Genomic DNA, 26,121 nt, shown 5'->3' with positions numbered 1-26,121 from the left:
GATGAGCGGCGCCATCGGCGGATCGTTCGACGAGATCTTCGCGCCCACCCGCCACGAGGCCCAGCAGGAGCTCGACCGCCAGTCGTTCCTGCCGGCCCCCGCCCCGCTCCCCGGCGACGGCGAGAAGGGCGTCTGGGAGGGCGGCAAGATCACGATCGACGTCGGCTCCCACGGCAACGGCCAGCGGGCCGAGGGCCGCGCGGTCGACGACGACGGGCGGGCTACCGCCGTTGCAGGGCGTCGTACCCGGGGTGCTCGCTGATCCAGCTCCGCACATAGGGGCACGACGCGATCACCCGTCGCTCGGAGTTGTCGCGCACATCGTCGAGCGCCGTCTGCACGAGCGTCGACGCCATCCCCTTCTCACGCTTCTCCGGGTCGACCTCGGTGTGCGTGAACACGATCGCGTCATCCCGGAGCTCGTACTCGGCGACACCGATGCGCTCGCCGTCCTTGTAGAGGGCGTACCGCGACGCGTCGGGCTCGTTCTGCACCGTCAGGCTCATGGAGGTCACGCTACTCCGGTCGCCTCGGGGTGGATCTTCTGGACGCGTGATCGGGGAGAGGTCGGGACCGGGTTCATCCGGTGCCTTGGACCGGAGGCTCGGAAATCGGTGCTCGTGGCGTGATGCTCAGAACCCGAACCACTCGCCATCCTCGTTTGATCCGCCGCCGGCGTCACTCTTCGGTGTTTCGGCGGACGGCGATGCGGTCGGCGCTGGTGCGGGGATCTCGGTGCGCAGACGACGGTTCGTCTTCTCCTCCGCCCACGCATCGATGGAAGGGTCGGTGGAGGATTCAGTCGAGACGTCGATGGCTACGATTCTCGTCGTGGCGGTGAGGCCGTACCGCACACCGTCAGGTCGATCCGCGCGGATCGCGATATCCATCCAGCCCTTTCCGTCGGCCCAGTCGACCGTCCGAACAACGGTGAAGCCTTGGCTCTCCCAGTAGGCGGTGAGCTTGTCGGCGATCGGATGCGGATCAGACTCGAACGCCTCATGCGTTACACCATTGCTCACTTGGTGGGCCGCCTTCGATCCAACCGTCCCGCACGGCGGCAGGCTTACCTCTTCGGCCGCCGGATCCCAGGGCTTCCCATTCTGGAGTGGACCCCGGAACCAGCCGTCGGTGTCGCCCGTTGCGGCGATTGCCGCGTTCGTGAGGTCAGCCCACTGCGTCAACAACTCCGTGATTGTCTTCTGCGAGGCACCCGGCGTGTTCGGTACGGGATCACGCAAAGCGGGAACTGACATACATCCTCCTAACACCGAGACGGCGACAGCGGTTGCGACGGCCACCCCGGAGAACTTGACCACACTCGCCACGGCCACGCCGCCTCTTCCGCTCATTCAGAACCCGAACCACACACCGTCTTGATCCGACGCGCTGGCGCCGTCAGCCTCTGTTGCGTGGGCCGATGGCAAGGTCGGCGACGACGGAGCCGGTATGTCCTCTCGGCGCAGCGACTTCTCGCGCGCCCACAATTGAATGGAGGGGTCGGTGGAGCACTCGGTCGAGACGTGGATCGAGACAAGCTCCGTGGTCGCAGTCAGGCCGTACTGCACACCGTCAGGTCGATCGGCGCGGATCGCGATATCCATCCAGCCCTTTCCGTCGGCCCAGTCGACGGTCCGAACGACGGTGAAGCCTTGGCTTTCCCAGTAGGTGGTGAGCTTGTCGGCGATCGGATGCGGATCAGACTCGAAGGGGTCATGCGCCACGTTCGCGTTCACCTGGTGAGCCTCCTTCGACCCAACTGTGCCGCACGGCGCGAGGTTGACCTGTTCGGCCCCTGGATCCCACGGCTTCTGTTCGATGATCGCCCCTCGGTACCAACCCTCAGTGTCGCCCGTGGCGGCGATGGCGACGTTGGTGAGGTCGGCCCATTGCTCCAGCAGCTCGGTGATCGTTTTCTGCGGGGCACCCGGCGTATTCGGTACGGGATCACGCAAAGCGGGAACTGACATACATCCTCCTAGCATCGAAGCGGTGATGGTGGCCGCGACCATCGCACCGCTGAGCTTCACCCAGCTGGCTACGGACAGCACACGTCCGCTGCTCATCGTGTAGTCCTCAACCCGCCGACGACTTTCTCTGGCAGGCCAAGAGTCGTGTACCCGGTGTTTCGCAGCGACTCGGTTTTTTCGTCGAGGTAGCCGTGGCCTTCGGGTGGGGCCAGCAAGTTGAGGGGGTTGGGTCCGTCGATGGTCTCACCCAACACGTTGTGTCCCTTGGTTGGTTTCAGTACCTCGCCGTCGGGGAGCACGGCGCCATCGGAGGAGAACGATTGCGCGCCACCGATCGATGAGGGCGGGTTCAACGGACCTCGGAACGTTCTGGCTCCGATCGACCCTGCCGACCACAGCGATTCTGAGTCCGGCACCGCACGCCCACCCAGCGAGGCACCGAACGGTGCGACCAGATCCGCCGCTGCCGAGGTCGTATAGATCGCGGGTACTCCTCCCGCCTGCTTCACATGCAGATCCGACAGCGACTTCACCACCTGAGTGTCGATTCCCGCCGACCCGAGCATGGTGAATGAGTCGACCGAGTACTTCGTGTGCATCAACGCGTCCGCCGCCATCGTGGTCCCGTAGGAGTGCGCGACGACGGACACGTGGGGGAACGACACCGCGGGGTGCGCCGCGCGGGTGGCGTGTGTGCCGTCCAGTTCGTTCGCGAATCGCCACGATCCGTCCTGAGCCAAAGCAGGGGTATTCACGCTCGCTAGATCCGGAGTGTCATACCCCAACCAGCCGACGACGGCGTGAGACCGACCGCGGTCGAGGTCGATCTGTTGGTCGTACAGCTTCTTCGCCGCCCGAGACCACCCCTCGGTCGCGTCGGCCGCGTCCGACATCATCCCCGGCGCTGCCCAGGTCACCGTGTCCGCCGTATCCAGGTCCCCGTATCCGACCGCGACCATCGGCACAGACGCGTCCAGGTTCAGACAGACCAAGGATGCCGACGGGTCGGCTAGCACGACTTCGAGAGCGGTCAGAACTTTCTGCTGTTCCGGGGTCAGGCGGTGCTTCCGCGATTGGGCCTCCTCGTAGACAGCCCGATTGCACCGATTCCTCACCGCATACGGCAGCCCTGCCAGGTTGCCCAGGACCCCGGGTGCGGCCGCTTCGAACGCGGCTCTCGTTTCGTCGTCGAGGCTGGACCACCACTTCGCGACCTGATCCGGGGACGGCGGATGCTCCCATAACTGCTGCGCCAGGTTCGGGTCCTCCGCCAGCAGCAACGACAGCTCGTCGGGGGTGAGCCGTCCCAGCGTGGACATCAGTGAGGCGTTCACGCTCGCTGACGGGGAGATCCCGGACAGTTTGGCGATGACCGACCCGAATGCCTTCAGTTCCGGCTGGGGCACGGGGTCCAGGGCGCCGTGCAGTGCTGCGTCCAACGCGTCGGCGAACGTTTTGGCGGCAGCGTCGTACTCGCGCTTCGCTCGCTGGGCCCGGTGAATCGCGTCGTCCAACCGCTCCTGTGCGTCCTTGATCGCGCGTCGCGCTTTCGCCAGGTCGGCGCTGGCTTCCTGCTCACGCTGACGCGCGCTCGACACGTCCCCGTGGGAGGGGGCGGAGGATCCCGGGGGTGGTTTGTCGCGCGAGTTGTACGCCTGCTCGAGCGCACTCAACGCGGACGACAGCGCCGTGTGCTGGACGCCCAGAGCGGCCGCGGACGCCTCCGCCGTCGCCAGATCGACCAAGGCACTCTCGGCGTCCTCCAGCGCTTGATCCGCGGCGCCCTGCGCGAGTTCCATGGACGCCGACCAGCTGGTCGCCGCCGTGACTCCGTCGTTGTGCCGCTCGGCCGCTTTCTGCGCCCCGGCGGCCAGTGCACGCAACCGGTCCGAGAATACGTCGGCGGCCAGACCCGACCACGACGAGGTTGCGAGGTTCGTGTCCAACACCTGGGTCGCCGCCTCCGACTGGTGCTTCAGCCGCGCGGACCAGGTGCGAAGGTGGATGACCAACGACTCCACCATCGCCTTGTCGCCCGGCGTCGGGTCGGTCTCGAATCCGACCGGTGACCAATCCATCCACCTAGAACCCATCGAAGCCGCCTCGGTCGCCGCGCATGCCCACGGCATCCTCCGAATCCCGTCGCTGATACGAATCGGCCGCCTGTTCCAGCGCACCGGCCGATCCGACCACCAGCTCGTCGATCGTCGACTGACCGCGCACCCAATAGCCCTCGAACCTGCTCACGGCCGCACGAGCCACCGACGACCCGAAACCATCGGCCTCGTCCGCCGAGGGGCGCGATCCGGAAGCGCTCTTCTTCAACGCCTTCGCGCCCGCCCGCAACTGCTCGACATCGACCTTTACCACCCTGCCCATGGATTCCTCACGGTAGATATCTCAATCTCCAAGTGAGAATATCAAATTACTCTCGCAGAAAGTGCCCGATCGATGCCGAGGCGCCGACGCGGTGTTCGACTTCGTCGCATCGAGCGCGGCTCCCGAACATCGCCACGTATGTCGTCACCTCACTCTGGGAGAGCCTCGGTCGCGCTGCCGCGCTGCGAGAATGGACCCATGCTCGAGACCGTCCCCGCCGCCGACGCCGTGGCGCCTCTGTGGCATCCCGCCGCACCGAGCACCGTCGTGCACGCCGACAACCTCGACGTGATCGCCGCCCTGCCGGACGAGTCGTTCCGGCTGATCTACCTCGACCCGCCCTTCAACACCGGGCGGTCGCAGGCGCGGCGCGCGATGACGTCGAAGCGGTCGGAGCCCGGCGCGGGCGGCAGCGTGATCGGTTTCAAGGGCCGCAGCTACGAGCGGATCAAGGGCGACCTCCTGAGCTACGACGACCGGTTCGAGGACTACTGGGAGTTCCTCGAGCCGCGGCTGATCGAGGCGTGGCGGGTGCTCGCCGACGACGGGACGCTCTACCTCCACCTCGACTACCGGGAGTCGCACTACGCCAAGGTGCTGCTCGACGCGCTGTTCGGCCGGGAGAGCTTCCTCAACGAGATCGTCTGGGCGTACGACTACGGCGCCAAGTCGAAGACGCGCTGGCCGGCCAAGCACGACACCATCCTCGTGTACGTGAAGAACCCGTCCGCGTACTTCTTCGACTCCTCCGCCGTCGACCGCGAGCCCTACATGGCTCCGGGACTGGTGACGCCCGAGAAGGCCGAGCTCGGCAAGCTGCCGACCGACGTGTGGTGGCACACCATCGTGTCGCCGACAGGCCGGGAGAAGACCGGCTACCCGACCCAGAAGCCGGAGGGTGTGCTCCGCCGCATCGTGCAGGCGTCGAGCCGCGAGGGCGACTGGGTGCTCGACTTCTTCGCGGGCAGCGGGACGACGGGCGCGGTCGCGGCGGCGCTCGGCCGGCGCTTCCTGCTCGTCGACAGCAACCCGGAGGCGGTCGCGGTCATGCGCGAGCGCTTCGCCCGCGACGAGCGCGACGTCCGCTTCGTCGGCTGACGTCATCCCGCCGCGGCGACGGTGATCCCGGCCGCGGCGAGCAGGGCCACGTACGACCACGCGTGCACGCCGTCCGGGATGCGCGGCGGCCGGCGGCGCAGCAGCACGACCACCGGGATCGAGCCGAGCAGCAGGGCGACGGCGGCGAGCACGTCCACCGAGCCGACGAGCCCCGGCGTCGGCGGGACTGCTCCGCGGAGGAGCAGCGAGACAGCCAGCGCGGGCGCGACGATCGCGAGTGTGAGCGGGTTGGCGAGGGAGGTGGCGATCGGCATCGGCGATCCGGCGCGACGCATCAGGGGCACGGTCATCACGCTCCCGCCCACGCCGAGAAAAGCGGCGACCGAGCCGATCGGGAGGCCGAGCCAGGTCGGCAGTCCCGCCGCGGAAGGGCCGGTACCGGCCACGACCGTCGTGGTCGCCGTCGCGCCAGGACCGCTGCCGGCCACGACCGTCTTAGTCGCCGGCGCGGGCCGGAGGAATCCCGGGCGCACCACCAGGTCCACGATCGTCGCCCCGATGTAGACGACGAAGCCCCAGCGGATGATCGCGTCCGGCGCGACCCGGGCCACCCCCGCGCCGATGGCCCCGCCCGCGGCGAGCAGTGCGAACAGTGCCCATCGTCCTGAGAGGCGGCTCAGGACCTCCCGTCGCGTCGAGACGGTCGCGACGACGGCGTTGACCAGCATGACCAGGGCGGAGGTCGCGGTCGCCACGCGCACCGCGTCGTCGCCGAGCGCCAGGTCGGCGATGGTGATGACCGGCACAGTGACGAAGCCGCCGCCGAAACCGAAGAGGACGGTGGTCACGCCGACCGCGAGACCGATGAGGGCGAGGATGAGGAAGGGCACCCGTCCATCCCATCCCGGACCGAGTTGGCAAGCAATCGCAGTTGCGTCCGATGCTTTTGAGGGTCAGCCAATCGCCGCTGAGCCGAACCGCGACGGGGGAGCGCCGAACGCCCGCGTGAACGCGGCGGTGAACGCCGCCGGCGACGCGTAGCCCAGCCGCCCGGCGACACTGGTCACGCTCTGCGTCTGCAGCAACGGGAGGCTCGCGAGCAGCCGCGCGCGGGATCGCCACGTCGCCGGCCCGGTGCCGGTCGCCGCCCGGAAATGCCGGTCGAAGCTCCGTCCGCTCATCGCGACCCGCTGGGCCCACAGTGCGTTCGTCACCCCGGCATCCGGTGCGGCGAGGTACTCGCGGCAGAGCGTCCGGAAGGGCTCGTCCCGGGGCAGTGTGATCGCGAACGGGGCGGGGGAGACCCGCTGCAGCTCGTCGAGCGCCAGCCGCACGAGCGTCCCGTCGCGTCCCGCCGTGTCGTAGTCGGCCTCCAGCTCGTTGGCGGCGCGGAGCAGCTCCCGCAGCAGGGGCCCCACCTCCACCACCGTGCAGACCGCCGGCCACCACGGCACGGCGTCCGGCTCGATGTAGAGGCTCCACGTCGACACCCCGCGCATGAGCACCTCGTGGCCGACGCCCGGCGGGATGAGCACGGCACGGTCGGTCGGCACCGTCCACGAGCCCTCGTCGGTGACGACCTGCATCACACCGCTGGCACCGTAGAGCAGCTGCGCGCGACGGTGGTGGTGACGCGCGAGCAGATGGTCGGGCGGATAGTCGGTGCCCACGGGGAGCACGTCGACGGGCAGGTGATCCAGCGCGTCGATCGGGACGTTGCGCACGGGACCAGGCTAGCGGCGGACACTCCCGACCGGCGCCTTCCCGGCCGCTGTCCGGAGATTTCCGAGGAGCGTGTGGAAGGGTTGATGACTATGCGACCGGTCCTGCGAGCCCTGCCCTTCCTGTGGGGAGCGATCGGGACCGCCCTCGTCTTCACGGGCGTCTACCTGCTCTTCGTGCGCAGCTACGTCGGCCAGGTGATCGACGAGCGCGCCTTCGCCGGCGCCGACGCGTGGAAGGGCGACCTGATCGACTTCGCCCACACCTTCCTCAACGCGCTGCCCGTCGCCGCCGTCTTCATCGGCGCCGCGATCGCGCTGGTCGTCGTGCTCGTGCGCCGCAACTGGCTGGTGTTCGCGGTGGCCGTCGGCGCGGCCATCGGCGCGAACGTCAGCACGCAGGTGCTGAAGTACTCCATCCTGTCTCGACCCGAGAAGGGCGTGGATGCGGGACTCTCGAACTCGCTCCCCTCCGGCCACACGGCCGTCGCGGCCTCGGCGGCCTTGGTCGTCTTCCTCGTCGCCTCGCCGCGCTACCGGCCGCTCGCCGCGGTGGTCGGGGCCGTGTTCACGATCGCGGCGGGAGCCTCCACCCTCGTCGAGCAATGGCACCGGCCGAGCGACGTCATCGCCGGGATGCTGGTCGTCGCCTTCTGGGGATGCATCGCCGGCCTCGTCCTGAGCGGACTGCGCCTGCGCCCGGCCGACCCGCCCGTGCGCACGAAACTCTGGCCGCTGGTGTGGATCGCGGGGGTCTGCGCGATCGGCGCCCTGGTGTCGCTGCTCGTCACGTACTTCTCGGCGCAGGACGGGTCGTCCCACCTCTTCATCGCCTACGCCGGCGGCGTCGCCGCCATCGTCGCCTCGGGCCTGCTCCTCGCCGCGCTCGGCAACCGCGTCTACCGCGCGCTGCCGTAGCGGCGGCGGCGCTGCCGGCGGCGCTGCCGCTACCGCGCTGCCCCTGCCGCGCTGCCGCCGCGCCCCCCTCGCGACATTCGTGCCAAATGTCGCGAATAGCGCCCCCATTCCTCACATTCGGCACAAATGTCGCCGTGCCGCGTCGTCGCGCTCCGGGGTCGCGCCCCCGCGTCGCCGTGCTCCCGCCGCGTCGGCGACGTCGCCGCCACCGCCTCCCATGCGCCGGGATTTGTGCCAAATGTCGCGAATAGCGCCCCCATTCCCCGCATTTGGCACAAATCGGGGGAGGCGGTGCGCGTCAGGTGGAGGCGCGGACGGTGAGGGTCGCGGTGAGCGGGACGGGGGCTTCCTCGGAGGCCGCGTCGCCGCCCGCGTCGTCGCCCGCATCGGCGGGCGCGACGAGCGCGAGCAGCCGGTGGGCGGCCGCGCGGCCCAGCGCGTCGCCGGGCAGGGCCACGCTCGTGAGGCTGGGTGCGGTGACGGCGGACGCGGGGAGGTCGTCGAAACCGGCGACCGCCATATCCTGCGGCACGCGCACCCCGGCCTGCGCGCAGGCGGCGAGAACGCCGTGGGCCAGCGTGTCGGCGGCGGCGACGATGGCGGTCGCTCCGGCCGCACGCCACGCGGGCAGCGCCTCGAGGGTCGCGGCGGCGGCCTCGGCGAGGTCGGGGCCGCTGCGGACGTCCGGCGAGGCCAGCAGCGTCATCCCGTGCCGGGCGGCCGCCTCCCGCAGCAGTTCGCGGCGCAGCAGGTAGGTGGCGGCGGGCGTCGCGCCGTCGAGGTAGCCGATGACGCGGTGGCCGCGCTCCGCGAGGTGCTGCGCGAGCTGCTCCACCCCGGGCGCCAGATCGTAGTTGACGACGGCGGCGCGCGACTCGAGTCCGGGAGCGTCCAGCAGCACGAGCGGCGTGCCGGCGGGCAGGTCGTCGAGGAAGTCGGGCCCGGGCGCGGAGACGAGGAGGCCGGCGGGGCGCAGGGACGAGAGCCGCCGCACGTCGGTCGCGTTGGGCTGCGCACCGCTCGCGGCGGCGGAGAGCAGCAGCTGGTAGCGGGAGCCGAGCTCCTCCTGCACGCCCTTGATCACGCGGCCGAAGAACGGGTTCGGGAGGTCGGGAGCGATCAGCACGACGATGTCGCTCGTCCCGCGGGCCAGCGCGCTCGCGGTGCCGTCGACCACGTAGCCGAGCTCGGCGACCGCGGCGAGCACCCGCGCGGCGTTCTCGTCGGAGATGCGTCCGCGCGCTTTGCCGTTGACCACGAGGGAGACGGTCGCGATGCTCGTCCCGGCCCGCTCCGCGACCATCGCGGCGGTCACCCGTCGGGGCGCGGGCGGGAGCGTGGACATGCTCTCGATCGTATCGGTGACTGCTCGCGGGTTTGCGGCGTCAAGCGCTTTACGCTTACAGTGTCAAGCGTTTGACGTCCCCGACGAAGCGGAAGGCTCCCCATGGAGAAGATCATCCTGGACTGCGACCCGGGGCATGACGACGCGATCGCGCTCATGCTCGCTCACGGCAATCCCGACATCGACCTGCTCGCGGTCACCACCGTGGCTGGCAACCAGACCCTCGAGAAGGTGACCCGCAACGCGCTCGCCGTGGCACGCGTCGCCGGGATCGTGGGCGTGCCGTTCGCGGCCGGCGCCGACCGCCCGCTGACGCGTCCCGTGGAGGTCGCCCCCAGCATCCACGGCGAGTCCGGCCTCGACGGGCCCGAGCTCCCCGAGCCGTCGTTCGAGCTCGACGGCCGCCACGCGGTCCAGCTCATCATCGACACGGTCATGGCGCACGAGCCCGGCACGGTCACCCTCGTCCCGACGGGTGCGCTGACCAACATCGCGCTCGCCGTGCGGCAGGAGCCCCGCCTGGTCGAGCGCGTCAAGCAGGTCGTGCTCATGGGCGGCGGCGTGCACGTCGGCAACTGGAGCCCGGTCGCCGAGTTCAACATCGTCATCGACCCGGAGGCCGCCGACATCGTCTTCAGCGCGGGCTGGAAGGTCGTCATGTGCGGCCTCGACGTCACGCACCAGGCGCTCGCGACCCCGGAGGTCGCCGCCCGCATCGCCGGGATCGGCACCGCGCCGGCGCGCTTCGTCGGCGAGCTGCTCGAGTTCTTCGGCCGCACCTACGCCGACGTGCAGGGCTTCGACAGCCCGCCCGTCCACGACCCGGTCGCCGTCGCGTACGTGATCGACCCGACCGTCGTGCGCGCGGTGCAGATGCCGATCGCCATCGAGACGCAGGGCCGCCTGACGACGGGGATGACCGTCGCCGACCTCCGTTCGTCCGCCCCCGCCGACTGCCCGACCTGGGCCGCGATGGAGCTCGACCACACCGGCTTCTGGGACCTCGTCGTCGACGCCCTCGAGCGCATCGGCGACCCCATGGATGCCTCGGACGTCGCGGGCACGACCGCAGGCGCCGCCGCGTGAGCGCCACCGCCCCCACCCCGGTCTCGACGCCCACCGGGCGTCCCGTCCGCATCGCCGCGCTGACCGCGGCCCTGCTCGCCGCCTGCGTGGCGTTCCAGCTCAACGCCAGCATGCTGAGCCCGGTGCTCGTCACCATGTCGCACGAGCTGCACACCGACGAGGCCACCATCGGCCTCTCGCAGACCCTCTTCTTCACCATCGCGGCGCTGTTCTCGCTGTTCCTCCCGCGGCTGAGCGACATCGTCGGCCGCAAGCGGGTGCTGCTCGCGATGCTCGCCGTCATGCTGATCGGCAGCGTGGTCGCCGCCCTCGCGCTGAACGTGGGGATGCTGTTCGCCGGCCGCCTCATCCAGGGCGTCACCGGCCCGGTCGTCCCCATCTGCCTGCTCATGCTGCGCGCCGAGATCTCCGATCCGCGCAAGTACGGCGCGGCGATGGGCCTCCTCACCGCGGTCAACGGCGGCATCGCCGGCATCGACGCGATCGCCGGCGGCTGGCTCGCCACGACGTTCGGCTTCCGCTCCGTCTTCTGGGCGATCGCGGTCGTCACCGTCGTCGCGCTGGTCATGGTGTTCGTCTGGGGCGCCGAGTCCCGGCCCTCCGAGGGCGTGCGGATGGACTGGTGGGGCGTGCTCCCGCTGGTCGTCTCGATCGGCGCGCTGCTCACCGGCCTCAACGAGGCGGGCCGTCTCGCCGCAGCGAACTGGGTGCTCGTCGGGCTGTCGCTCGCCGTCGCCGTCGTCTCCTTCGCGATCTTCTGGCGGGTGGAGAACCGGGTCGCGCAGCCGCTCGTCCCGACCCCGCTGCTGCGCCGTCGCGCCACCTGGGCGCTGCTCGCGACCACCCTGCTCACGATGACCGGTGTGTTCGCCGTCGTGAACGGCCTGGTGACCTCCCTCGCGCAGAACGCGGACGCGGGCTTCGGGATGGCGCCCGACCTGGCCTCGCTGGCCTTCCTCACCCCGTACGCGCTGGTCGGCTGGATCGTCGGCCCGCTGGCCGGGCGGCTCGCGCCCGTGCTCGGCTACCGCCGCATCCTGCGCATCGGCCTCTCGGGCACGATCGTCGCGACCGTCGTGATGGCGTTCGTCGGTGTGCACTCGCTGCCCGTGCTGATCGCGACCACCGTCGTGATCGGGATCGGCTACGCCGGCATCGGCAACATCATGCTCAACGGGCTCGGGATCGTGCTGTCGCCGGCCGAGAACCCGGGCTTCCTCCCCGGCCTCAACGCCGGCGCATTCAACCTCGGCGCCGGCCTGAGCTTCGCCCTCCTGCCCGCGCTGCAGGTCGCGACCTCGGCGGCGCCCGACTCCACGACCGGATACTCTGCCGGAATGATGCTCGGAGCCGCCATCACCGCCGTCGCCCTCGCGGTGTCGTTCCTGATTCCCCGCCCGGACTCGGCCGAGGTCACCGCCACGGCGGCCTCCCGATGAGCAGCGCACCGGCCGCCGGCCGCATCGTCGTCGTCGGCTCGCTGAACGCCGACCTCGTCGTGCAGACCGCCGCCTTCCCGAAGCCGGGCGAGACCGTCTCGGGAGGCGATCTCTCGACGGGCGCCGGCGGCAAGGGCGCGAACCAGGCCGTCGCGGCCGGACGCCTCGGCGGTGCGGTGACGCTCGTCGGCGCGGTCGGCGCGGACGCGCACGGCGAGCTCCTCCGCTCGGCCGTCGCCGACTCCGGGGTCGACGTCTCGTCGGTCGCCGTGCGCGACGGCGTGGCGACCGGGACCGCGCTCATCACCGTCGACGCCCACGGCGAGAACACGATCGTGGTCTCGCCCGGCGCCAACGGGACGCTGACTCCCGACGATCTCGACGACGCCGTGCTTGCGGGCGCTTCCGTCCTCGGGCTCTGTCTCGAGGTGCCGGAGCCGGTGGTGGTGGATGCCGCCGAGCGCGCTCGTGCCGCCGGGCTCGCGGTCGTGCTGAACCCCTCCCCGTTCCGCGACAGTGCGCGCGAGCTGCTGCCCCTGGTGGACGTCCTCCTCGTCAACGAGGGAGAGGCCGCCGCGCTGCTCGGCGTCGCCGAGGACGCGACGCCCGACGCACTGCGCGACGGCCTGGCCGCGCTCGGCGTGCACCGCGCCGTCGTGACGCGGGGAGCCGACGGCTGCGTGGTCGTCGACGGCGACAGCGAGCCGACTGCTGTGCCCGCCGTGCGCGTGGATGCGGTCGACACGACCGGCGCCGGCGACGCCTTCATGGGCGCGCTGCTCCTCCGCCTCGCCGACGGCGACGCCCTGCTCGACGCGGCCCGCTTCGCGGTCGGGGTCGGCGCGTTCGCCGCCTCCCGCGCCGGAGCCCAGGCCTCCTACCCGACCCCCGCCGAGCTCGCCGCGTTCCTGCGCTGACCCCCGCCGCCGCCTCTTTCGCGACATTCGTGCCGAATGTCGTGAAAGCGGCGCGCTAACTCCACATTCGGCACGAATCCTCAGCGCTCTCGCCCGCGACGGGGCGAGGCGCGGCGAGGCGAGGGGGGACGTCACGCGTCGCGAACCGCCGCGCACATTCGGCACGAATGTCGTGAAAGCGGCGCGCTAACTCCACATTCGTCACGAATGTGCGACAGCAACCGGGGCGTCAGGTCGACTCGCGGACGACGAGCTCGGTCGGGAGCAGCGTCACGCGCTCGGCGGGCTCGCCCGCGATGCGGCGCACCAGCACCTGCGCCATGGCCTCGCCGAGGCCGATCGACGGCTGGTGCACGGTCGTGAGCGGGGGTGCGGCGGTGATGCCGAAGTTGTCGTCGTCGTACCCGACCACGGCGATGTCGTCCGGGATGCGGAGGCCCGCCTCCCGGATCGCCGAGTAGGCGCCGGCGGCCATCTGGTCGTTCGCGGCGAACAGCCCGTCGATGGGCACGCCGCGGGCGAGCAGGCGGCGCATGGCCTCCTTGCCCGAGAGCGGGGAGAAGTCGCCGAGCTCCACGAGGGAGGCGTCGAGCCCGTGCGCGTCGAGTGCCCGGCGCCAGCCGGTCAGCCGGTCGAGGCCGGCGGGCATGTCCTGCGGGCCGGTGATGAGGGCGATGTTGCGCCGTCCGCGCGAGATGAGGTGCTCGGTCGCGCCCGCCGACCCGGACACGTTGTCCACGTCGACGAAGTACGACTCCCCGGTCTCGTCGCCGACCGGCCGGCCGCCGAAGACGATCGGGAGGGAGGCGCCGAGCTCCACGTACGAGTGGTCGCCGGAGTGGTGCGACACGACGAGCGCGCCGTCCACGTTGCCGCCCATGAGGTAGCGCCGGGTCTTGTCGGGGTTGGTCTCGGACGAGATGACCATGTTGAGCGTGTACTCGGTGTCGGCGAGGCTGAGCGCGACGCCCTGCACGATGGAGGCGAAGAACGGGTCGGCGAACACCTTGGCCGTCGACTCCGGCACGACCAGCGCGATCACCTGGGTGCGGCGGGAGGCCAGCGAGCGTGCGGCGCGGTTCGGCACGTAGTTGAGGTCGGCGATGGCGGCGGTCACCGCGGCGACGACCTCGGGGGTGACCTTCGTCGACCCGTTGACGACGCGCGAGACCGTGGCGCGCGAGACTCCGGCGCGTGCCGCCACCGCTTCCAGGGTGGGCACGGCCACGGCGTCCACCGAATCCGTGGTCATCGGTCTCCTTCTCGTCCGTCGTCCATGCTAAGCGCGCGCCGCCGCCGCGCCGACGTCCGACGACTCCGCCGCACGCGCGTCGGCGATGAGACGGGCGAACGCGTGGCCCGACTCCTTCACGGTGCGCACCTGCGTGTCGTAGTCGACCGACACGATCCCGAAGCGCTTCTCGTAGCCCCACGCCCACTCGAAGTTGTCGAGCAGCGACCACACGAAGTAGCCGCGCACGTCGGCCCCCTCGTCGATCGCCGCGCGCACCGCGTCGATGTGGGCGAGGATGTACGCTTCGCGCTCCGAGTCGAGGATGCGTCCGTCCGGGTCGGTCGCATCGTCGTAGGAGGCGCCGTTCTCGGTGATGTAGAGCGGCGGGAGGGTGGGGTAGTCGGCGGTGAGGCGCACGAGCAGGGCGCGCAGGCCGTCGGGGTTGACCTCCCAGCCCATCGCCGTGGTCGGCAGGTGGCGCGACGGGAAGGTGACGAACTCGCTGCCGACGAAGGGCGACGCTTTCGGGCTGTCGGTGGGCACCACGGCGGGCGGGGCGTCGACGGGCAGGGGATGTCCGCTGACGTTGTCGTCGTGGTAGTGGTTCACGCCGAGGAAGTCGATCGGCTGGGCGATCGTCTCCAGGTCGCCGTCGTGCACGAGCGCCTCGAACCGATGCTCGCGCAGGTCGTCGAGCACGTCGGTCGGGTAGGCGCCGAGCAGCAGCGGCTCGAGGTACATCCGGTTCCAGAGCCCGTCGATGCGGCGCGCGGCGTCGAGGTCGACGGGGTCGCTCGGGTCGTTCGGCACGGCCGTGGTGAGGTTGAGCGTGATGCCGAGGCGCAGGCGGTCCAGCCGCCCGGAGTCGCTCCCAGCGCCGACCGATGCGATGGTCGCTCGCTCGCGGATGGCGTGGGCGGCGAGGCCGTGCGCCAGGTGCTGGTGGTGCAGGGCGGCCAGTGCGGCATCGGGCTCGCGGCGGCCCGGTGCGTGCTCGCCCGCGGCGTAGCCGATGAGGGAGGAGCACAGCGGCTCGTTGAACGTCGTCCAGTGGTCGACCCGGTCGCCGAGCGCGTCGTAGACTGCCACGGCGTAGTCGCGGAAGCGGTAGGCCGTGTCGCGGTTCGCCCAGCCTCCTTTCTCCTCCAGCGCCTGCGGCAGGTCCCAGTGGTAGAGCGTCAGCCACGGGAGGATGCCCGCGCCGAGCAGCTCGTCGACGAGGCGGCTGTAGAAGTCGAGTCCGGCCGGGTTCACCGCGCGGTCGCCGGGAACGATGCGCGCCCAGGAGGTCGAGAAGCGGTACGACTGGAGGCCGAGGGAGGCCATCAGCGCGACGTCCTCCGGCATGCGGTGGTAGTGGTCGACGGCGCGTTCCGGGGTGTCGCCGCCGGCGATCGCGTTCGGCACCCGGGCGAAGGCGTCCCAGATGGAGTCCTCCTTGCCGTCCTCGTGGGCGGCGCCCTCGATCTGCGCGGCGGCGGTGGCGGAGCCCCACAGGAAGCCGTCGGGCCAACGGTTGTCGGTCATTCTTAGCCTTTCACCGCGCCGGCCATGATGCCGGAGACCAGCTGCCGGCCGGCGAGCACGAAGAGGATGAGCAGGGGGATGGTCGCGAGCACCGCGCCGGCGAGCACGATCGAGTAGTCGACGTACTTGGCGGACTGCAGCTGGCTGAGGGCGACCTGCAGGGTGGGGTTCTGCGGGGCGACGAGCAGCGGCCAGAGGTAGTCGGTCCAGGCCGTCATGAAGGTGAAGAGGCCGAGGATCGCCATGGCGGGCCGCGCGGCCGGGACCCCGACGTGCCAGAAGGTGCGGATCATGCTGGCGCCGTCGACGCGGGCCGCCTCGATCAGCTCCTCGGGGATCACGTCGACGAGGTACTGGCGCATGAAGAACACGCCGAACGCGGTGACGAGGGTCGGCACGATCACCGCTCCGAGCGTCCCGGTCCAGCCGAACTGCTTCATCACCATGAAGAGGGGGATGATGCCGAGCTGCGTCGGGACCGCCAGCGTCGCGATCACGAACACCATGAGCCCCTCGCGGCCGCGGAAGCGCAGCTTGGCGAAGGCGTAGCCGGCGAGCGTCGAGAACAGCACGACCGAGACGGTGATGACGGTGGAGACGATGATCGAGTTGCCGAGCGCCTGCCAGAACGGCACGGTCCCGAGCACCTCGCCGACGTTCTTCCAGAACTGCCCGCCCGGCAGCAGCGGCGGCCAGGTAGCGGTCAGGACGGTGCTGTCGCTGGAGCCGGCGACCGCCGACCACCAGAGCGGGTAGGCGCTGCCGACGAAGAGGACGAACAGGATGCCGTAGGTGAGGAAGCCGGGGCGCCGGTCGATGCCGAGGGCCTTGCGCTTCGGCGGGCGCTGCGCGGCGGTCGTCCGCGGCTTGGAGGCGGTCGTGGTCACAGGTTCTTCTCCTCGCTGGCGGCGGCGAGAGCGCGGGCGCCCTCGGCGGTGGAGTCGCCGCTGTCGATGCCGGTGCGGGATGCGGCGGCCCGGCTGCGCGCGAGCCGCTTCGCCGTCCGTTTCGTGTGCAGCCGCGCCTCGGTGGAGGCGATGCGGCGTGAGATCAAGAAGTTCAGGAGGCCGAACAGCACGATCAGCAGGAACAGCATCCACGCGATCGCGGAGGCCTTGCCGAAGTTCTGCCGGTTGAAGGCCATGTCCCACAGGTAGAGCACGGTGGTCTGGTACTGCCGCTGCGGGCCGCCGGGCACCGCGCTCGACGGGTTGAACAGCTTCGGCTCGGTGAAGATCTGGAGGCCGCCGATGGTCGCCGTGATGATGACGAAGATCATGGTCGGGCGGATGCTCGGCAGCGTGATCGAGAAGAAGCGGCGGAAGGCGCCCGCGCCGTCGAGGGAGGCGGACTCGTGGATGTCGCGCGGCACGGCCTGCATGGCGGCGAGCAGGATGAGCGCGTTGTAGCCGGTCCAGCGCCAGTTGACCATCGTCGCGATGGCGACGTGCGACGGGAACGTCTCGGTCTTCCACATCACGGGGTCGAGGCCGATCGCCTGGAGCATGTTGTTGATCAGCCCGTACTTCTCGTCGAACGCGCTCGAGAAGATCAGCGTGACGGCGACGGGGGTGACCACGTAGGGGAGCAGGACGCTCATCCGCCAGAACGTCTTGGCGCGGATGTTCTGGTCGAGGATGGCCGCGATGAAGACGGCGCCGATCAGCTGCGGGATGGCCGAGAGCAGGAAGATGCTGAGGGTGTTGAAGAGCGAGTTCCAGAAGAACGGGTCCTTCAGCTCGGTGAGGTAGTTGCTGAAGCCGACCCACTCGCCGGGGCCGGTGAGCAGGTTCCAGTTGTTCAGCGACACGACGAACGTGTAGACCAGCGGGAACAGCCCGACGAGGCCGAACAGGATGAAGAACGGCGCCACGTAGAAGTACGGCGACGCCTTGACGTCGAAACGGTTGAGCTTCTGCTTGAAGGTGAGCGCGTTGCGCGCATCCCGGTCGCGCCGGGCCGCGGCGGCGGTCTCCTGGCGGGTGACGGTTGTCATGCGGATCTCCGGTGGGTCGGGTCGTGCGGGGTGCGGGCCCCCGCCGCCGGTGAGCGGCGGGGGCCCGGGAGGGTGGTGCCTACTTGTTGACGACCAGCTGGTTCAGCAGCGTCATGGCGTTGGCCCAGGCCTGGTCGCCGTTCGCCTTGCCGGAGTCGAGCTCCTGGACGGACGGGCCGAAGACCTGCGACTGGATGACGGAGTCGTCCGGGCCCTTGTACTGGGCGACGACGCCCTTCGCGCGCTCGGCGAGGATCTGACCGATCGGAGCGTTGTCGAAGAACTTCGTGAGGTCGCTCTCACCGGTCACGCCGGGGTCGCTCTGCGCCGCGGTCACCGACGGGAAGGTGCCGGCGGCCTGGAAGGTGGCGACCTGCGACTTCGCGGTGGTCAGCCAGGCGGCGAGGTCGGCCGCCTCCTTCGGGTGCTTCGACTGCTTCGGCACGGTCAGGAACGAGCCGCCCCAGTTGGCCGCGCCGCCCGGGAACACGTTGGCGAAGTCCCAGCCGGTGTCGGCGTTGCCGCCGCCCGCCTCGACCTGGCCCTTGACGACGCCGAGCATCCAGCCCGGGCAGACGAACGTGGCGAACGAGCCGTCGGTGAAGGCCTTGCCCTTGCCCCAGTCCCACTGGGTCTGGTTGGAGGAGAGGCCGGCCGCGGCGCCGTCGGCCAGCTGGCCCCACAGCGCCTTGAGGTCGGAGTTGTTCTCGATGTTGAGCTTGCCGGCCTTGGTGTAGTAGCCCTCGGGCTGCTGGTTCACCATGGCGTTCCAGAGGAAGCCGGACTGGTCGTAGAACGCCTTGCCGGTGGCCGCCTTGTACTGCTCGCCCACCTTGAAGTAGTCGGCCCAGGTGGCGTCGTCGCCGCCGAAGAGCTTGGCGACGGAGTCGCGGTCGCTCGGCAGACCGGCCGCGGCAAAGAGCTTGCTGTTGTAGCAGAGGCCCTCCGGCCCGATGTCGGTGCCGTAGCCGATGATGCGGCCGTCCTTGTCGGTGGCCTGCTTCAGTTTCCAGTCGACCCAGCGGTCCTTGATCGTGTCGGCGCCGTAGTCCTTGAGGTCGTTGAACTGGTCGGAGACCTGCATGACCTTGGACAGCCAGCCCTCCTCGACCGCCTGGACGTCGGGGAGGCCGCTGCCGGCCGCCTCCTTGGTCTGCCAGTCGGTCAGGGCGTTGTCACCGGTGTCGATGTTGGTCGCCTTGATCTTGATGTTCGGGTGCTCCTTCTCGTACTGCGAGTAGAGCTTGTCGAAGCCCATCGTGCCGAACGTCGTGACGGTCAGCGTGATCGGGTCAGAGCTGCTCCCGCCGTCGCTGCCGCTCGATGAGCAGCCGGCGGCGAGGAGGGCGAAGGACGCGGCGCCGGCAATGGCGGCCGCGACCTTGGTGCGTCGTGAAAGCTTCACGGTTCACTCCCTTGTGGTGTGTGCTGGGTCTGATGAGGCGCTGTGAGAGCGCTCTCAGTTCGCGACCGTGAGAGCGCTCTCACGCGTTGCTGGAGAATCTAGAACGACTCCGGTGGCAATGTCAAGCGCAACCGTGGTCGCGCTCTCACCGTTGAAAAGACGGGGAACTGGGCGTCGCGGAATTCCGCGGGACTCCGCGCTGCCCCGCGTTCGGCCGTGACCTAATCGTGACCTGATCCGCCTCGTGTCCCGGTGGAGCAGCCTCCCCGCCGCCGAGCAGACTGGACGACGACGAGGGGAGACCGTGGATGCCGATCATCATCCTCATCGGGTTCGCCGCCGTCGCGCTCTGGTCGCTCGTCGCCCACCGGTTCGACCGGGTCGGCATCGCGGGGCCGGCCGGTCTCGCCGCCCTCGGCGCGCTGGTGGTCCTGCCGAACGTGTCCGCCTTCACCGCCGCCATCGACAGCGACGTGGCCCAGCACGTGGTGGAGCTCATCCTGGCCGTCCTGCTCTTCGTCGACGCGTGCGAGGTGCGCGGCGGCCTCTTCGGCGGCGAGGGGCGCTCCCTGGCCCGCCTCGTGCTCATCGCGCTGCCGCTCTCGCTCGCGCTCGTCGTCCTCGCCGGGGTCTGGCTGCTGCCGCAGACCGGCGTCTTCGTGCTCATCGTCATCGCCTGCATCGTGATGCCGACCGACTTCGCGCCGGCCACCGCGCTGCTGCGCTCCGAGCGCATCCCGGCCCGCGTCCGGCGCATCCTCAACGTCGAGAGCGGCTACAACGACGGCCTCGTCTCGCCGGTGTTCGGGATGTCGCTGGCCATCGCCGTGGCGCTCCCGACGCTCCTCCGCATCGTCGACACGGGCGGGGAGGCCGCGGGCGACGAGACCCAGCTGGAGAAGGACTTTACGGACTTCTTCGACGCCTTCTTCGGGGCCGTGCCCGCCACGGTCTCCGCCGTCGCGGTCGGGGTGCTGCTGGGAGGCGCGCTCGGCCTCCTGACCCGCTGGGCCGCGCGCCGCGGCTGGGCGGACTCGACCGGCATCCGCTTCGTCACACTCCTCACGCCGCTGCTCGCCTACGGCGTCGCGACCCTCCACGGCCTCGGCGCCAACGGCTTCGTCGCGGCGTTCGTGGCGGGCGTGATCTACCGCGTGGCGCGCACGCGGCGCACGGAGCTGCGCTCGGTGCCGCACGAGGAGCTCCTGCTCGTGGAGGAGGCCAGCGCCGTCGCCTCCAACTTCGTCTGGTTCATCCTCGGCGGCATGACGACGGCGGTCATCGCGGAGGGCATCGACTGGCGCCTGCTGGTGATCGCCGTGCTGGCGCTCACCGCGTTCCGCGCGGTGCCGGTCTACCTGGCGATGCTCGGCTCCCCGATCGGATGGCGCGACCGGACCTTCCTGGGACTCATGGGGCCGCGGGGGACGGCGTCGATCGTGTTCGGCCTGCTCGCCTTCAACCGCCTCCCGGAGGCGGACAGCGGCGACGTGCTGGGCGTCACGGTGCTGACCGTCGTGGGCAGCATCCTGCTGCACGGCGTCGCCGCACCGCTGGTGCTGCGCCGGATGACTCCCGGCACGACGATGGCCGCCGTCCCGGGGGACGACGGCCATCGAGGCTGAGCTGCTGGTGCGGCGCTACTCGCCCGCGGAGGTCTGCGGTCGCTGAGCGCGCAGCGAGGCGGTGTCCGCCCCCGGCTCGATCAGCGCGCCGACCTCGGCGGCCGCGCGGCTGGCGAGGATGCCGACATCCTCGTTCTCCTCCTCGCGCCGGTCGGCCTCGTCCTTCTCGGCCTTCGCGTCCGCGGCCTCCTGCAGCGCCGACTTCGCGCGCAGCGGCGGGGTCTTGAAGAACCAGGTGAGCACGAACGCTATCAGGACCACGATCAGAGCCACCCAGTAGACCTGGATCGCGGAGGCGTTGAAGCCCACCAGGAACGGCTTGGCCAGACGCGGGTCGGCGTCGTTCAGGAACGACGTGTCGTCGAGGTTGCCGCTGCCGGTCGCCGCGGTCGACTTCTTCAGGGTGCTCGACAGCGTGGGGGCCACCGAGTCGACGAAGTTCTGACGCACGGTGTCGTTCGAGAAGTCGAGCGTGACGGTGCCGTCGGGGGCGACGGAGGCGTACGGGGCCTTCGCCGTGATCGCGGTGCCCGCCGCTGCGGTCGCCTTCTCGACGGCGGCCGCGGTCGCCTGCTCCTGGGCGGCGGCCGGGATCTGGCCGGCGGCCACGGCGTCGGCCACGGCCTGCTTGGCCGCGTCCTGCGCCTTGGTGACGCCCGACTGGATGCCCGACTTCGTCTTGTCCTCGAGCTCCGTGACGATCTTGTTGTAGCTCTGCTCCATGATCTGCTTGTTCTCGGGAGCCTGGGCCACGGCCGGGTCGAGCGCCGCGTTCAGCGCGCTGTTCAGCGTCGGCTCGTCCGCCAGGGACGTCTTGATGTTGCTCGGCATGACCGTGAACAGCAGCGAGAGGAGCACAGCGGTGCCGAGCGTTCCACCGATCTGGCGGAAGAACGTGGAGGCACTGGTCGCGACGCCCATGTCCCGCACGCCGACCGAGTTCTGGCTGGCGATCGTGAGGGTCTGCATGAGCTGGCCGAGGCCGAGGCCGATGAGCAGCATCGCGCCGGCGATGAACCAGTACGAGTAGTCGTACTTGATGAACGTCAGGTAGAAGAATCCGCCCGAGAGCAGCGCGGTGCCGATGATCGGGAACTGACGGTAGTGGCCGGTGCGCGCGATGATCTGGCCGGAGGCGATCGACGAGATCATCAGACCGAGGATCATCGGGAGCATCTGCAGACCCGACTCGGTCGGGGTCGCGCCGAGCACCAGCTGCAGGTACAGCGGGAGGGTCAGCATCGCGCCGAACATCCCGAAGCCGACGAAGACGCCGATGATGGTGGCCATCGAGAAGGTGTTCGAGCGGAACAGCTTCAGCGGGATGAGCGCGTCGTCCTTCATGCGCATCTCGATGAGGATGAAGGCCAGGATGCCGATGGCGCCGAGCACGTAGCAGCCGATGGCCCCCACGCTGTCCCAGCCCCAGTCGCGGCCCTCTTCTGCGACGAGGAGCAGCGGGACGAGGGCGACCACGACGGCCGTCGCGCCCCACCAGTCGATCCGCACCGAACCGCGCTCGCGCTTGGGCAGGTGCAGGAACCGCAGGACCATCGCGAGGGCGATGAGGCCGATCGGCACGTTGACGAGGAACACCCAGCGCCATCCGGCGATCCAGAGGATCTGGTTCGCGCCGGCGAACAGGCCGCCGACCAGCGGGCCGATGAGGCTCGAGATGCCGAAGACGGCGAGGAAGTAGCCCTGGTACTTGGCGCGCTCGCGGGGAGCGAGCATGTCGCCCATGATCGCCAGCGGCATCGACATCAGACCACCGGCGCCGAGGCCCTGGATGGCGCGGAACGCCGCCAGCTCGATCATGGAGGTCGAGAAGCTGGCGAGGATCGAGCCGATGATGAAGACGACGATCGCGAAGATGAACAGCGGGCGCCGGCCGAAGATGTCGGAGAGCTTGCCGTAGATGGGCGTCGCGATGGTCGAGACGATGAGGTATGCGGTGGTCACCCACGCCTGCTGGCTCAGACCGTGCAGGTCGTCGCCGATGGTGCGGATGGCCGTGCCGACGACCGTCTGGTCGAGGGCCGAGAGGAACATGCCGGCCATGAGACCGAAGATCACGAAGAGGATCTGTCGGTGCGACATGATCGGTTTGGGTGCGGCGGGCGCCGCGGGGGCAGTGCTGGACATTGAGCTCCGAGTCGAGAGTCGAAAGCGAGACGCCCGGTGCGCGGGCGTCACATCGGTGTGAGAGTCGTGAAGATTTTTGCGGAGAGTGCAAAGTTACACCCGGTGCGCGTCTTTGAGCAACGCGGGGATCGCGCTCAGGCGCACGTTCGCGAGGGGCGAACGCACGCGCGCGATCCGCGGAATCCTGCGGAACTCTCGCGACGGTACGCCGCGCGGTGGCCCCCGTCCAGGTGGCGCATAGCTAACAGGCGTACCGTGGAAGCATCCCGGACCCGTCACCCTCCGAATCCCCTCCGAAGGACGTATGAGTTCTCTCAGCTCCATCCCTCGTTCCCCCGGACGAGCACCGCACCGCCGCCGCCGCCGCGTCGCCGGCGTGATCGCCGTGGCGGCCTCCGCCGCGCTCCTCTTCACCGGCTGCGCGGGCGAGCCGTCCGCCGCGACCAAGGCCCTGGCCGGTGCATCGACGAAATCGACCCCGACCGCCGCGAGCGTCGCAGCCGTCCAGCCGGCCGCCGGGAGCGTCTCGGGCGGCACGGTCACGCTCACCGGGTCGAACCTCCAGAACGTGGCGAGCGTGCAGATCGGCGGCCAGCCCGCGGTCGTGACCGCCGCCTCGGCGGGCAAGGTCACCGTGGACGTGCCCGCCGCGCAGGGCTTCCAGGCCGGCGCCGTCCCGATCGCCGTCACCGACAAGTCGGGCAAGACCGTCGCCACCGACGGCAAGACGTACGACTACCAGGTGCAGACCCCGGTCGACAAGCAGCTGGCCTACGCGATGACGTACTGGAAGAACTACAACTCCGCGGAGTGGGGCGACCTCAACTCCGTGGGCGGCGACTGCGCCAACTTCGTGAGCCAGACCCTCATCGCCCGCGGCTGGACGATGAACGACGACTGGTACAACAAGAACGCCGCCGCCGACTGGAGCCCGGCGTGGGGCTACGTGCCCTCGATGGACGCCTACTTCCAGGCGAACGCCGCCTCCCTCGGCCTCACCGAGTACCCGCTCGACCAGCGCGACAAGATCAAGGTCGGCGACATCGTGATGTTCGACTGGAACGACAACGACTCGCTCGACCACGTGCAGATCGTCTCGGCCGTCGAGAACGTGAACGGCCAGATCAAGATCAAGATGGTCGGCCACAACGAGGACACCGACTACCGCGACCTCGACACCACCATCACCGTCGACCACCCGGGTGCGATCGGGCACTTCTGGAGCCTGTCGAAGTAGCCGCACGGCGACCACCTCGCTGTCATCGGGACGGGTTATGCTCAGCCCGTGATCTCGGGGGGAACCCGCCTGCGGGCGACGACGCTGGGCGCGGCCGTCGTCGGCGGCGCCCTCGCTGTGCTGCTCGCGCTCGGCGGCTGCGCGGCCGTGCCATCGAGTCAGGCGGGTGGGCGTCCCACGCGCGACCGCTCGCACACCGACCAGGACGCGCACCCGCACGCCCGGCCGACGCCCTCCACCATCCCGACGCCGACCGCCGCGGGCTTCGACGCCGCCGCCCAGTCCTTCGACGACCCGGCGAGCAGCTGGGTCGTCGTGAACAAGCCGCGCGCCCTCCAGCCGCCCGCCTTCGCCCCCGCCCAGCTCGTCTACCCGGACGTCACCTACGTGAACCGTCAGCCGATGCGACCCGAGGTCGCCGACGCCCTGGTGGCGATGTTCCAGGCGGGCAAGCAGGAGGCCGGGCTCGACTTCTCCGTGCAGAGCGCCTACCGCTCGTTCGACTCCCAGACCCGCGTGTACGACGACGACGTCGCGCGCAACGGGCAGGCGTACGCCGACACCGACACCGCGCGACCCGGGCACAGCGAGCACCAGACCGGCCTCGCGGTCGACATCAGCGCCGTGCCCGCCCGCTGCTCCCTCTCCGCCTGTTTCGCCGACACCCCGCAAGGGCAGTGGCTGGCGGCGAACTCCTGGCGCTTCGGCTTCCTCCTGCGCTACCCGGCCGACAAGGTCCCGGTCACCGGGTTCACCTTCGAGCCGTGGCACTTCCGGTTCGTGGGCGTGCCGCTCGCGACGCAGATGCACGCCACCGGGGTGACGACGCTCGAGGAGTTCTTCCACTGCCCCGGCGGCCCGGACTACCACTGACATCCGCCGGGCCTGCCGGTTCCGAACCCTCCGTCGATAGGCTTGACGGACGTGACGACGGGAGGCCGGATGACCATCGAGGCGGTAGGGACGCTGGAGACGGAACTGCGCAGGCAGAGCGCGGTGGAGGCTCTGGAGATCCTCGACACGGCGCCGGAGGACCGGTTCGACCGGATCACCCGGATGGCGCAGCAGCTGTTCGGTGTCCCCATGGTCAGCATCACCCTGCTCGACGACGACCGCCAGTGGCGCAAGTCGCACCTCGGGCTCACCCGTGAGGCTCCGCGCGCCGACTCGTTCTGCGACCTCACCGTGCGGACCGACTCGCCCGTGATCATCGGCGACACCACCGCCGACGACCGCTTCCGCGACAACCCGTTCGTCGCGGGGGACCCGCACCTGCGCTTCTACGCGGGCGAGCCCATCCACGCGCCCGGCGGGGAGGCCGTGGGCACCCTCTGCGTCGTCGACACCGAGCCGCGCACCCTGACCGGCGGCGAGCAGCGGCTGCTGCGCGACCTCGCCGACTGGGTGCAGGCCGAGCTCGACCGCGACGAGGAGCTCGACCGCACGGCCGTGGTGCAGCGCGCGCTCCTGCCGCGCCGCAAGCCGGCCGCGCGCGGCTACGACGTCGCGGCCGCGTGCGAGCCGGGCGAGCGCATCGCGGGCGACTTCTACGACTGGTACGACACCGACGGCGGCTTCACCGTCACCGTGGGCGACGTCGTAGGCACCGGCAGCCCGATCGCCATCATCGCCGCCTCGGTGCGTGCCGCCCTGCGCAGCGCGACCGCCTTCGCGGAACTGGAGCCGGCGGTCGCCGAGGCGTCGCGCATGATCGAGGAGGAGCTGGACCGCCTCGCCGCGTACACCTCCGTCTTCCACGCCCGCATCGACGGCGACGGCCTCGTGCGCTTCGTGGACGCGGGCCACGGCCTCGCGTTCGTGGTGCGCGCCACCGGCGACATCGAACGGCTCGAGACCTCCACCCTCCCGCTCGGGATCGCGGGGGAGCGGCCCGAGCACTCCGTCTCGCTCGGAGCCGGGGAGGCTCTGCTCGTCATCAGCGACGCCGTGTTCGACGCGCTCGGTGGCGAGGCCGGCCTCGGCGTGCTGCAGTCGCGCGTGCGCGGCTCGGCGACCTCGGCCGGCGCGGTCTCCCGCATCGTCGGCGCCGCTCGCGACGAGCACGGCGCCGCGCCCGTGGGGGACGCGCTCGCCATCCTGGTCCGCCGCGACTGAGCG

The 26,121-nt window shown here is 70.3% G+C and carries 24 protein-coding genes; 10 read left to right on the top strand and 14 right to left on the bottom strand.

Annotation, left to right across the window (positions count from 1 at the left end):
* A partial coding sequence (locus tag BGO91_RS03845) for a hypothetical protein (protein WP_290471554.1) occupies window positions 1-262 on the top strand: 262 nt, incomplete at its 5' end.
* Here the strand turns inward: BGO91_RS03845 and BGO91_RS03840 are convergent.
* The 5 genes from BGO91_RS03840 to BGO91_RS03820 all read right to left on the bottom strand — a co-directional run bounded on the left by BGO91_RS03840 (window position 222) and on the right by BGO91_RS03820 (window position 4,349).
* Window positions 222-506 carry a GNAT family N-acetyltransferase gene (locus BGO91_RS03840; protein ID WP_366925288.1) on the bottom strand — a complete coding sequence of 95 codons (285 nt, stop codon included), beginning with the start codon at window positions 504-506 and terminating at the stop codon, window positions 222-224. The two genes, BGO91_RS03845 and BGO91_RS03840, sit on opposite strands and share 41 nt — an antisense overlap.
* A gap of 126 nt (window positions 507-632) precedes the next feature.
* Window positions 633-1,334: a hypothetical protein gene (locus tag BGO91_RS03835; protein WP_290471552.1), complete on the bottom strand. Its 702-nt coding sequence runs from the start codon at window positions 1,332-1,334 to the stop codon at window positions 633-635.
* A gap of 18 nt (window positions 1,335-1,352) precedes the next feature.
* Window positions 1,353-2,066 (bottom strand): hypothetical protein, encoded by a 714-nt coding sequence (locus tag BGO91_RS03830; protein WP_290471551.1) that lies wholly within the window; start codon window positions 2,064-2,066, stop codon window positions 1,353-1,355.
* On the bottom strand, window positions 2,063-4,048 hold the full coding sequence (locus BGO91_RS03825; RefSeq protein WP_290471550.1) for an alpha/beta hydrolase: 1,986 nt from the start codon (window positions 4,046-4,048) through the stop codon (window positions 2,063-2,065). The genes BGO91_RS03830 and BGO91_RS03825 overlap by 4 nt, the downstream gene beginning before the upstream one ends.
* Before the next feature lie 4 nt (window positions 4,049-4,052).
* A complete protein-coding gene (locus tag BGO91_RS03820) occupies window positions 4,053-4,349 on the bottom strand; it encodes a hypothetical protein (RefSeq protein WP_290471549.1) in 297 nt (98 codons plus the stop codon).
* Window positions 4,350-4,547: 198 nt separating this feature from the next.
* Here BGO91_RS03820 and BGO91_RS03815 point away from each other — a divergent pair, with 198 nt between their 5' ends.
* Window positions 4,548-5,447 (top strand): site-specific DNA-methyltransferase, encoded by a 900-nt coding sequence (locus tag BGO91_RS03815; protein WP_290471548.1) that lies wholly within the window; start codon window positions 4,548-4,550, stop codon window positions 5,445-5,447.
* Window positions 5,448-5,449: 2 nt separating this feature from the next.
* Here BGO91_RS03815 and BGO91_RS03810 read toward each other — a convergent pair whose 3' ends face one another.
* Together BGO91_RS03810 and BGO91_RS03805 are read right to left on the bottom strand one after the other, a co-directional pair.
* Window positions 5,450-6,298 (bottom strand): sulfite exporter TauE/SafE family protein, encoded by an 849-nt coding sequence (locus BGO91_RS03810; RefSeq protein ID WP_290471547.1) that lies wholly within the window; start codon window positions 6,296-6,298, stop codon window positions 5,450-5,452.
* Between the two features lie 63 nt (window positions 6,299-6,361).
* The gene (locus BGO91_RS03805; RefSeq protein ID WP_290471546.1) at window positions 6,362-7,132 is read right to left on the bottom strand and encodes a helix-turn-helix transcriptional regulator; all 771 of its coding nucleotides are present in this window, start codon (window positions 7,130-7,132) and stop codon (window positions 6,362-6,364) included.
* 84 nt (window positions 7,133-7,216) lie between these two features.
* Between BGO91_RS03805 and BGO91_RS03800 the strand changes: the two genes are divergently transcribed.
* Window positions 7,217-8,047, top strand: coding sequence for a phosphatase PAP2 family protein (locus BGO91_RS03800; RefSeq protein WP_290471545.1), 831 nt, complete (start codon window positions 7,217-7,219; stop codon window positions 8,045-8,047).
* A gap of 298 nt (window positions 8,048-8,345) precedes the next feature.
* On the opposite strand, the gene BGO91_RS03795 is transcribed toward BGO91_RS03800, so the two are convergent.
* The gene (locus BGO91_RS03795) at window positions 8,346-9,392 is read right to left on the bottom strand and encodes a LacI family DNA-binding transcriptional regulator (protein ID WP_290471544.1); all 1,047 of its coding nucleotides are present in this window, start codon (window positions 9,390-9,392) and stop codon (window positions 8,346-8,348) included.
* 102 nt (window positions 9,393-9,494) lie between these two features.
* Between BGO91_RS03795 and BGO91_RS03790 the strand changes: the two genes are divergently transcribed.
* Genes BGO91_RS03790 through BGO91_RS03780 form a run of 3 tightly spaced genes read left to right on the top strand, consistent with a single transcriptional unit; the run spans window position 9,495 to window position 12,834 of the window.
* Window positions 9,495-10,478: a nucleoside hydrolase gene (locus BGO91_RS03790; protein ID WP_290471543.1), complete on the top strand. Its 984-nt coding sequence runs from the start codon at window positions 9,495-9,497 to the stop codon at window positions 10,476-10,478.
* Window positions 10,475-11,917, top strand: a complete 1,443-nt coding sequence (locus tag BGO91_RS03785) for an MFS transporter (RefSeq protein ID WP_290471542.1) — start codon at window positions 10,475-10,477, stop codon at window positions 11,915-11,917. The genes BGO91_RS03790 and BGO91_RS03785 overlap by 4 nt, the downstream gene beginning before the upstream one ends.
* Window positions 11,914-12,834: a ribokinase gene (locus BGO91_RS03780; protein WP_290471541.1), complete on the top strand. Its 921-nt coding sequence runs from the start codon at window positions 11,914-11,916 to the stop codon at window positions 12,832-12,834. Before BGO91_RS03785 ends, BGO91_RS03780 begins: the two co-directional genes overlap by 4 nt.
* Before the next feature lie 229 nt (window positions 12,835-13,063).
* Here the strand turns inward: BGO91_RS03780 and BGO91_RS03775 are convergent, their stop codons facing one another.
* From BGO91_RS03775 to BGO91_RS03755, 5 genes are all read right to left on the bottom strand, one after another.
* Entirely contained in the window at window positions 13,064-14,086 is a 1,023-nt protein-coding gene (locus BGO91_RS03775; RefSeq protein ID WP_290471540.1) for a LacI family DNA-binding transcriptional regulator, read from the bottom strand.
* A gap of 27 nt (window positions 14,087-14,113) precedes the next feature.
* Window positions 14,114-15,595, bottom strand: coding sequence for a GH1 family beta-glucosidase (locus BGO91_RS03770; protein WP_290471539.1), 1,482 nt, complete (start codon window positions 15,593-15,595; stop codon window positions 14,114-14,116).
* A gap of 2 nt (window positions 15,596-15,597) precedes the next feature.
* Entirely contained in the window at window positions 15,598-16,482 is an 885-nt protein-coding gene (locus BGO91_RS03765; RefSeq protein WP_290471538.1) for a carbohydrate ABC transporter permease, read from the bottom strand.
* Window positions 16,479-17,591 carry a carbohydrate ABC transporter permease gene (locus tag BGO91_RS03760; RefSeq protein ID WP_290471537.1) on the bottom strand — a complete coding sequence of 371 codons (1,113 nt, stop codon included), beginning with the start codon at window positions 17,589-17,591 and terminating at the stop codon, window positions 16,479-16,481. Before BGO91_RS03760 ends, BGO91_RS03765 begins: the two co-directional genes overlap by 4 nt.
* A 79-nt stretch (window positions 17,592-17,670) precedes the next feature.
* Window positions 17,671-18,996 (bottom strand): extracellular solute-binding protein, encoded by a 1,326-nt coding sequence (locus BGO91_RS03755; RefSeq protein WP_290471536.1) that lies wholly within the window; start codon window positions 18,994-18,996, stop codon window positions 17,671-17,673.
* A 308-nt stretch (window positions 18,997-19,304) separates the two neighbouring features.
* On the opposite strand from BGO91_RS03755, the gene BGO91_RS03750 reads away from it, so the two are divergent.
* Window positions 19,305-20,621 carry a cation:proton antiporter gene (locus tag BGO91_RS03750; protein WP_290471535.1) on the top strand — a complete coding sequence of 439 codons (1,317 nt, stop codon included), beginning with the start codon at window positions 19,305-19,307 and terminating at the stop codon, window positions 20,619-20,621.
* 15 nt (window positions 20,622-20,636) lie between these two features.
* Here the strand turns inward: BGO91_RS03750 and BGO91_RS03745 are convergent, their stop codons facing one another.
* Window positions 20,637-22,721 (bottom strand): MDR family MFS transporter, encoded by a 2,085-nt coding sequence (locus tag BGO91_RS03745; RefSeq protein ID WP_290471534.1) that lies wholly within the window; start codon window positions 22,719-22,721, stop codon window positions 20,637-20,639.
* A gap of 349 nt (window positions 22,722-23,070) precedes the next feature.
* Here BGO91_RS03745 and BGO91_RS03740 point away from each other — a divergent pair, with 349 nt between their 5' ends.
* The 3 genes from BGO91_RS03740 to BGO91_RS03730 are packed head-to-tail and all read left to right on the top strand — an operon-like array spanning window position 23,071 to window position 26,118.
* A complete protein-coding gene (locus tag BGO91_RS03740; RefSeq protein WP_290471533.1) occupies window positions 23,071-24,003 on the top strand; it encodes a DUF1287 domain-containing protein in 933 nt (310 codons plus the stop codon).
* 48 nt (window positions 24,004-24,051) lie between these two features.
* The gene (locus BGO91_RS03735; protein WP_290471532.1) at window positions 24,052-24,876 is read left to right on the top strand and encodes a M15 family metallopeptidase; all 825 of its coding nucleotides are present in this window, start codon (window positions 24,052-24,054) and stop codon (window positions 24,874-24,876) included.
* A 51-nt stretch (window positions 24,877-24,927) separates the two neighbouring features.
* The gene (locus tag BGO91_RS03730; RefSeq protein WP_290471531.1) at window positions 24,928-26,118 is read left to right on the top strand and encodes a PP2C family protein-serine/threonine phosphatase; all 1,191 of its coding nucleotides are present in this window, start codon (window positions 24,928-24,930) and stop codon (window positions 26,116-26,118) included.
* The last annotated feature ends 3 nt before the right edge of the window (window positions 26,119-26,121 follow it).

This window comes from Leifsonia sp. 71-9 (assembly GCF_001898805.1).
Taxonomy (GTDB): domain Bacteria; phylum Actinomycetota; class Actinomycetes; order Actinomycetales; family Microbacteriaceae; genus Leifsonia.
The sequence above is the reverse complement of the archived record's forward strand: the minus strand, read 5'-3'. Positions and strand labels throughout refer to the sequence as shown.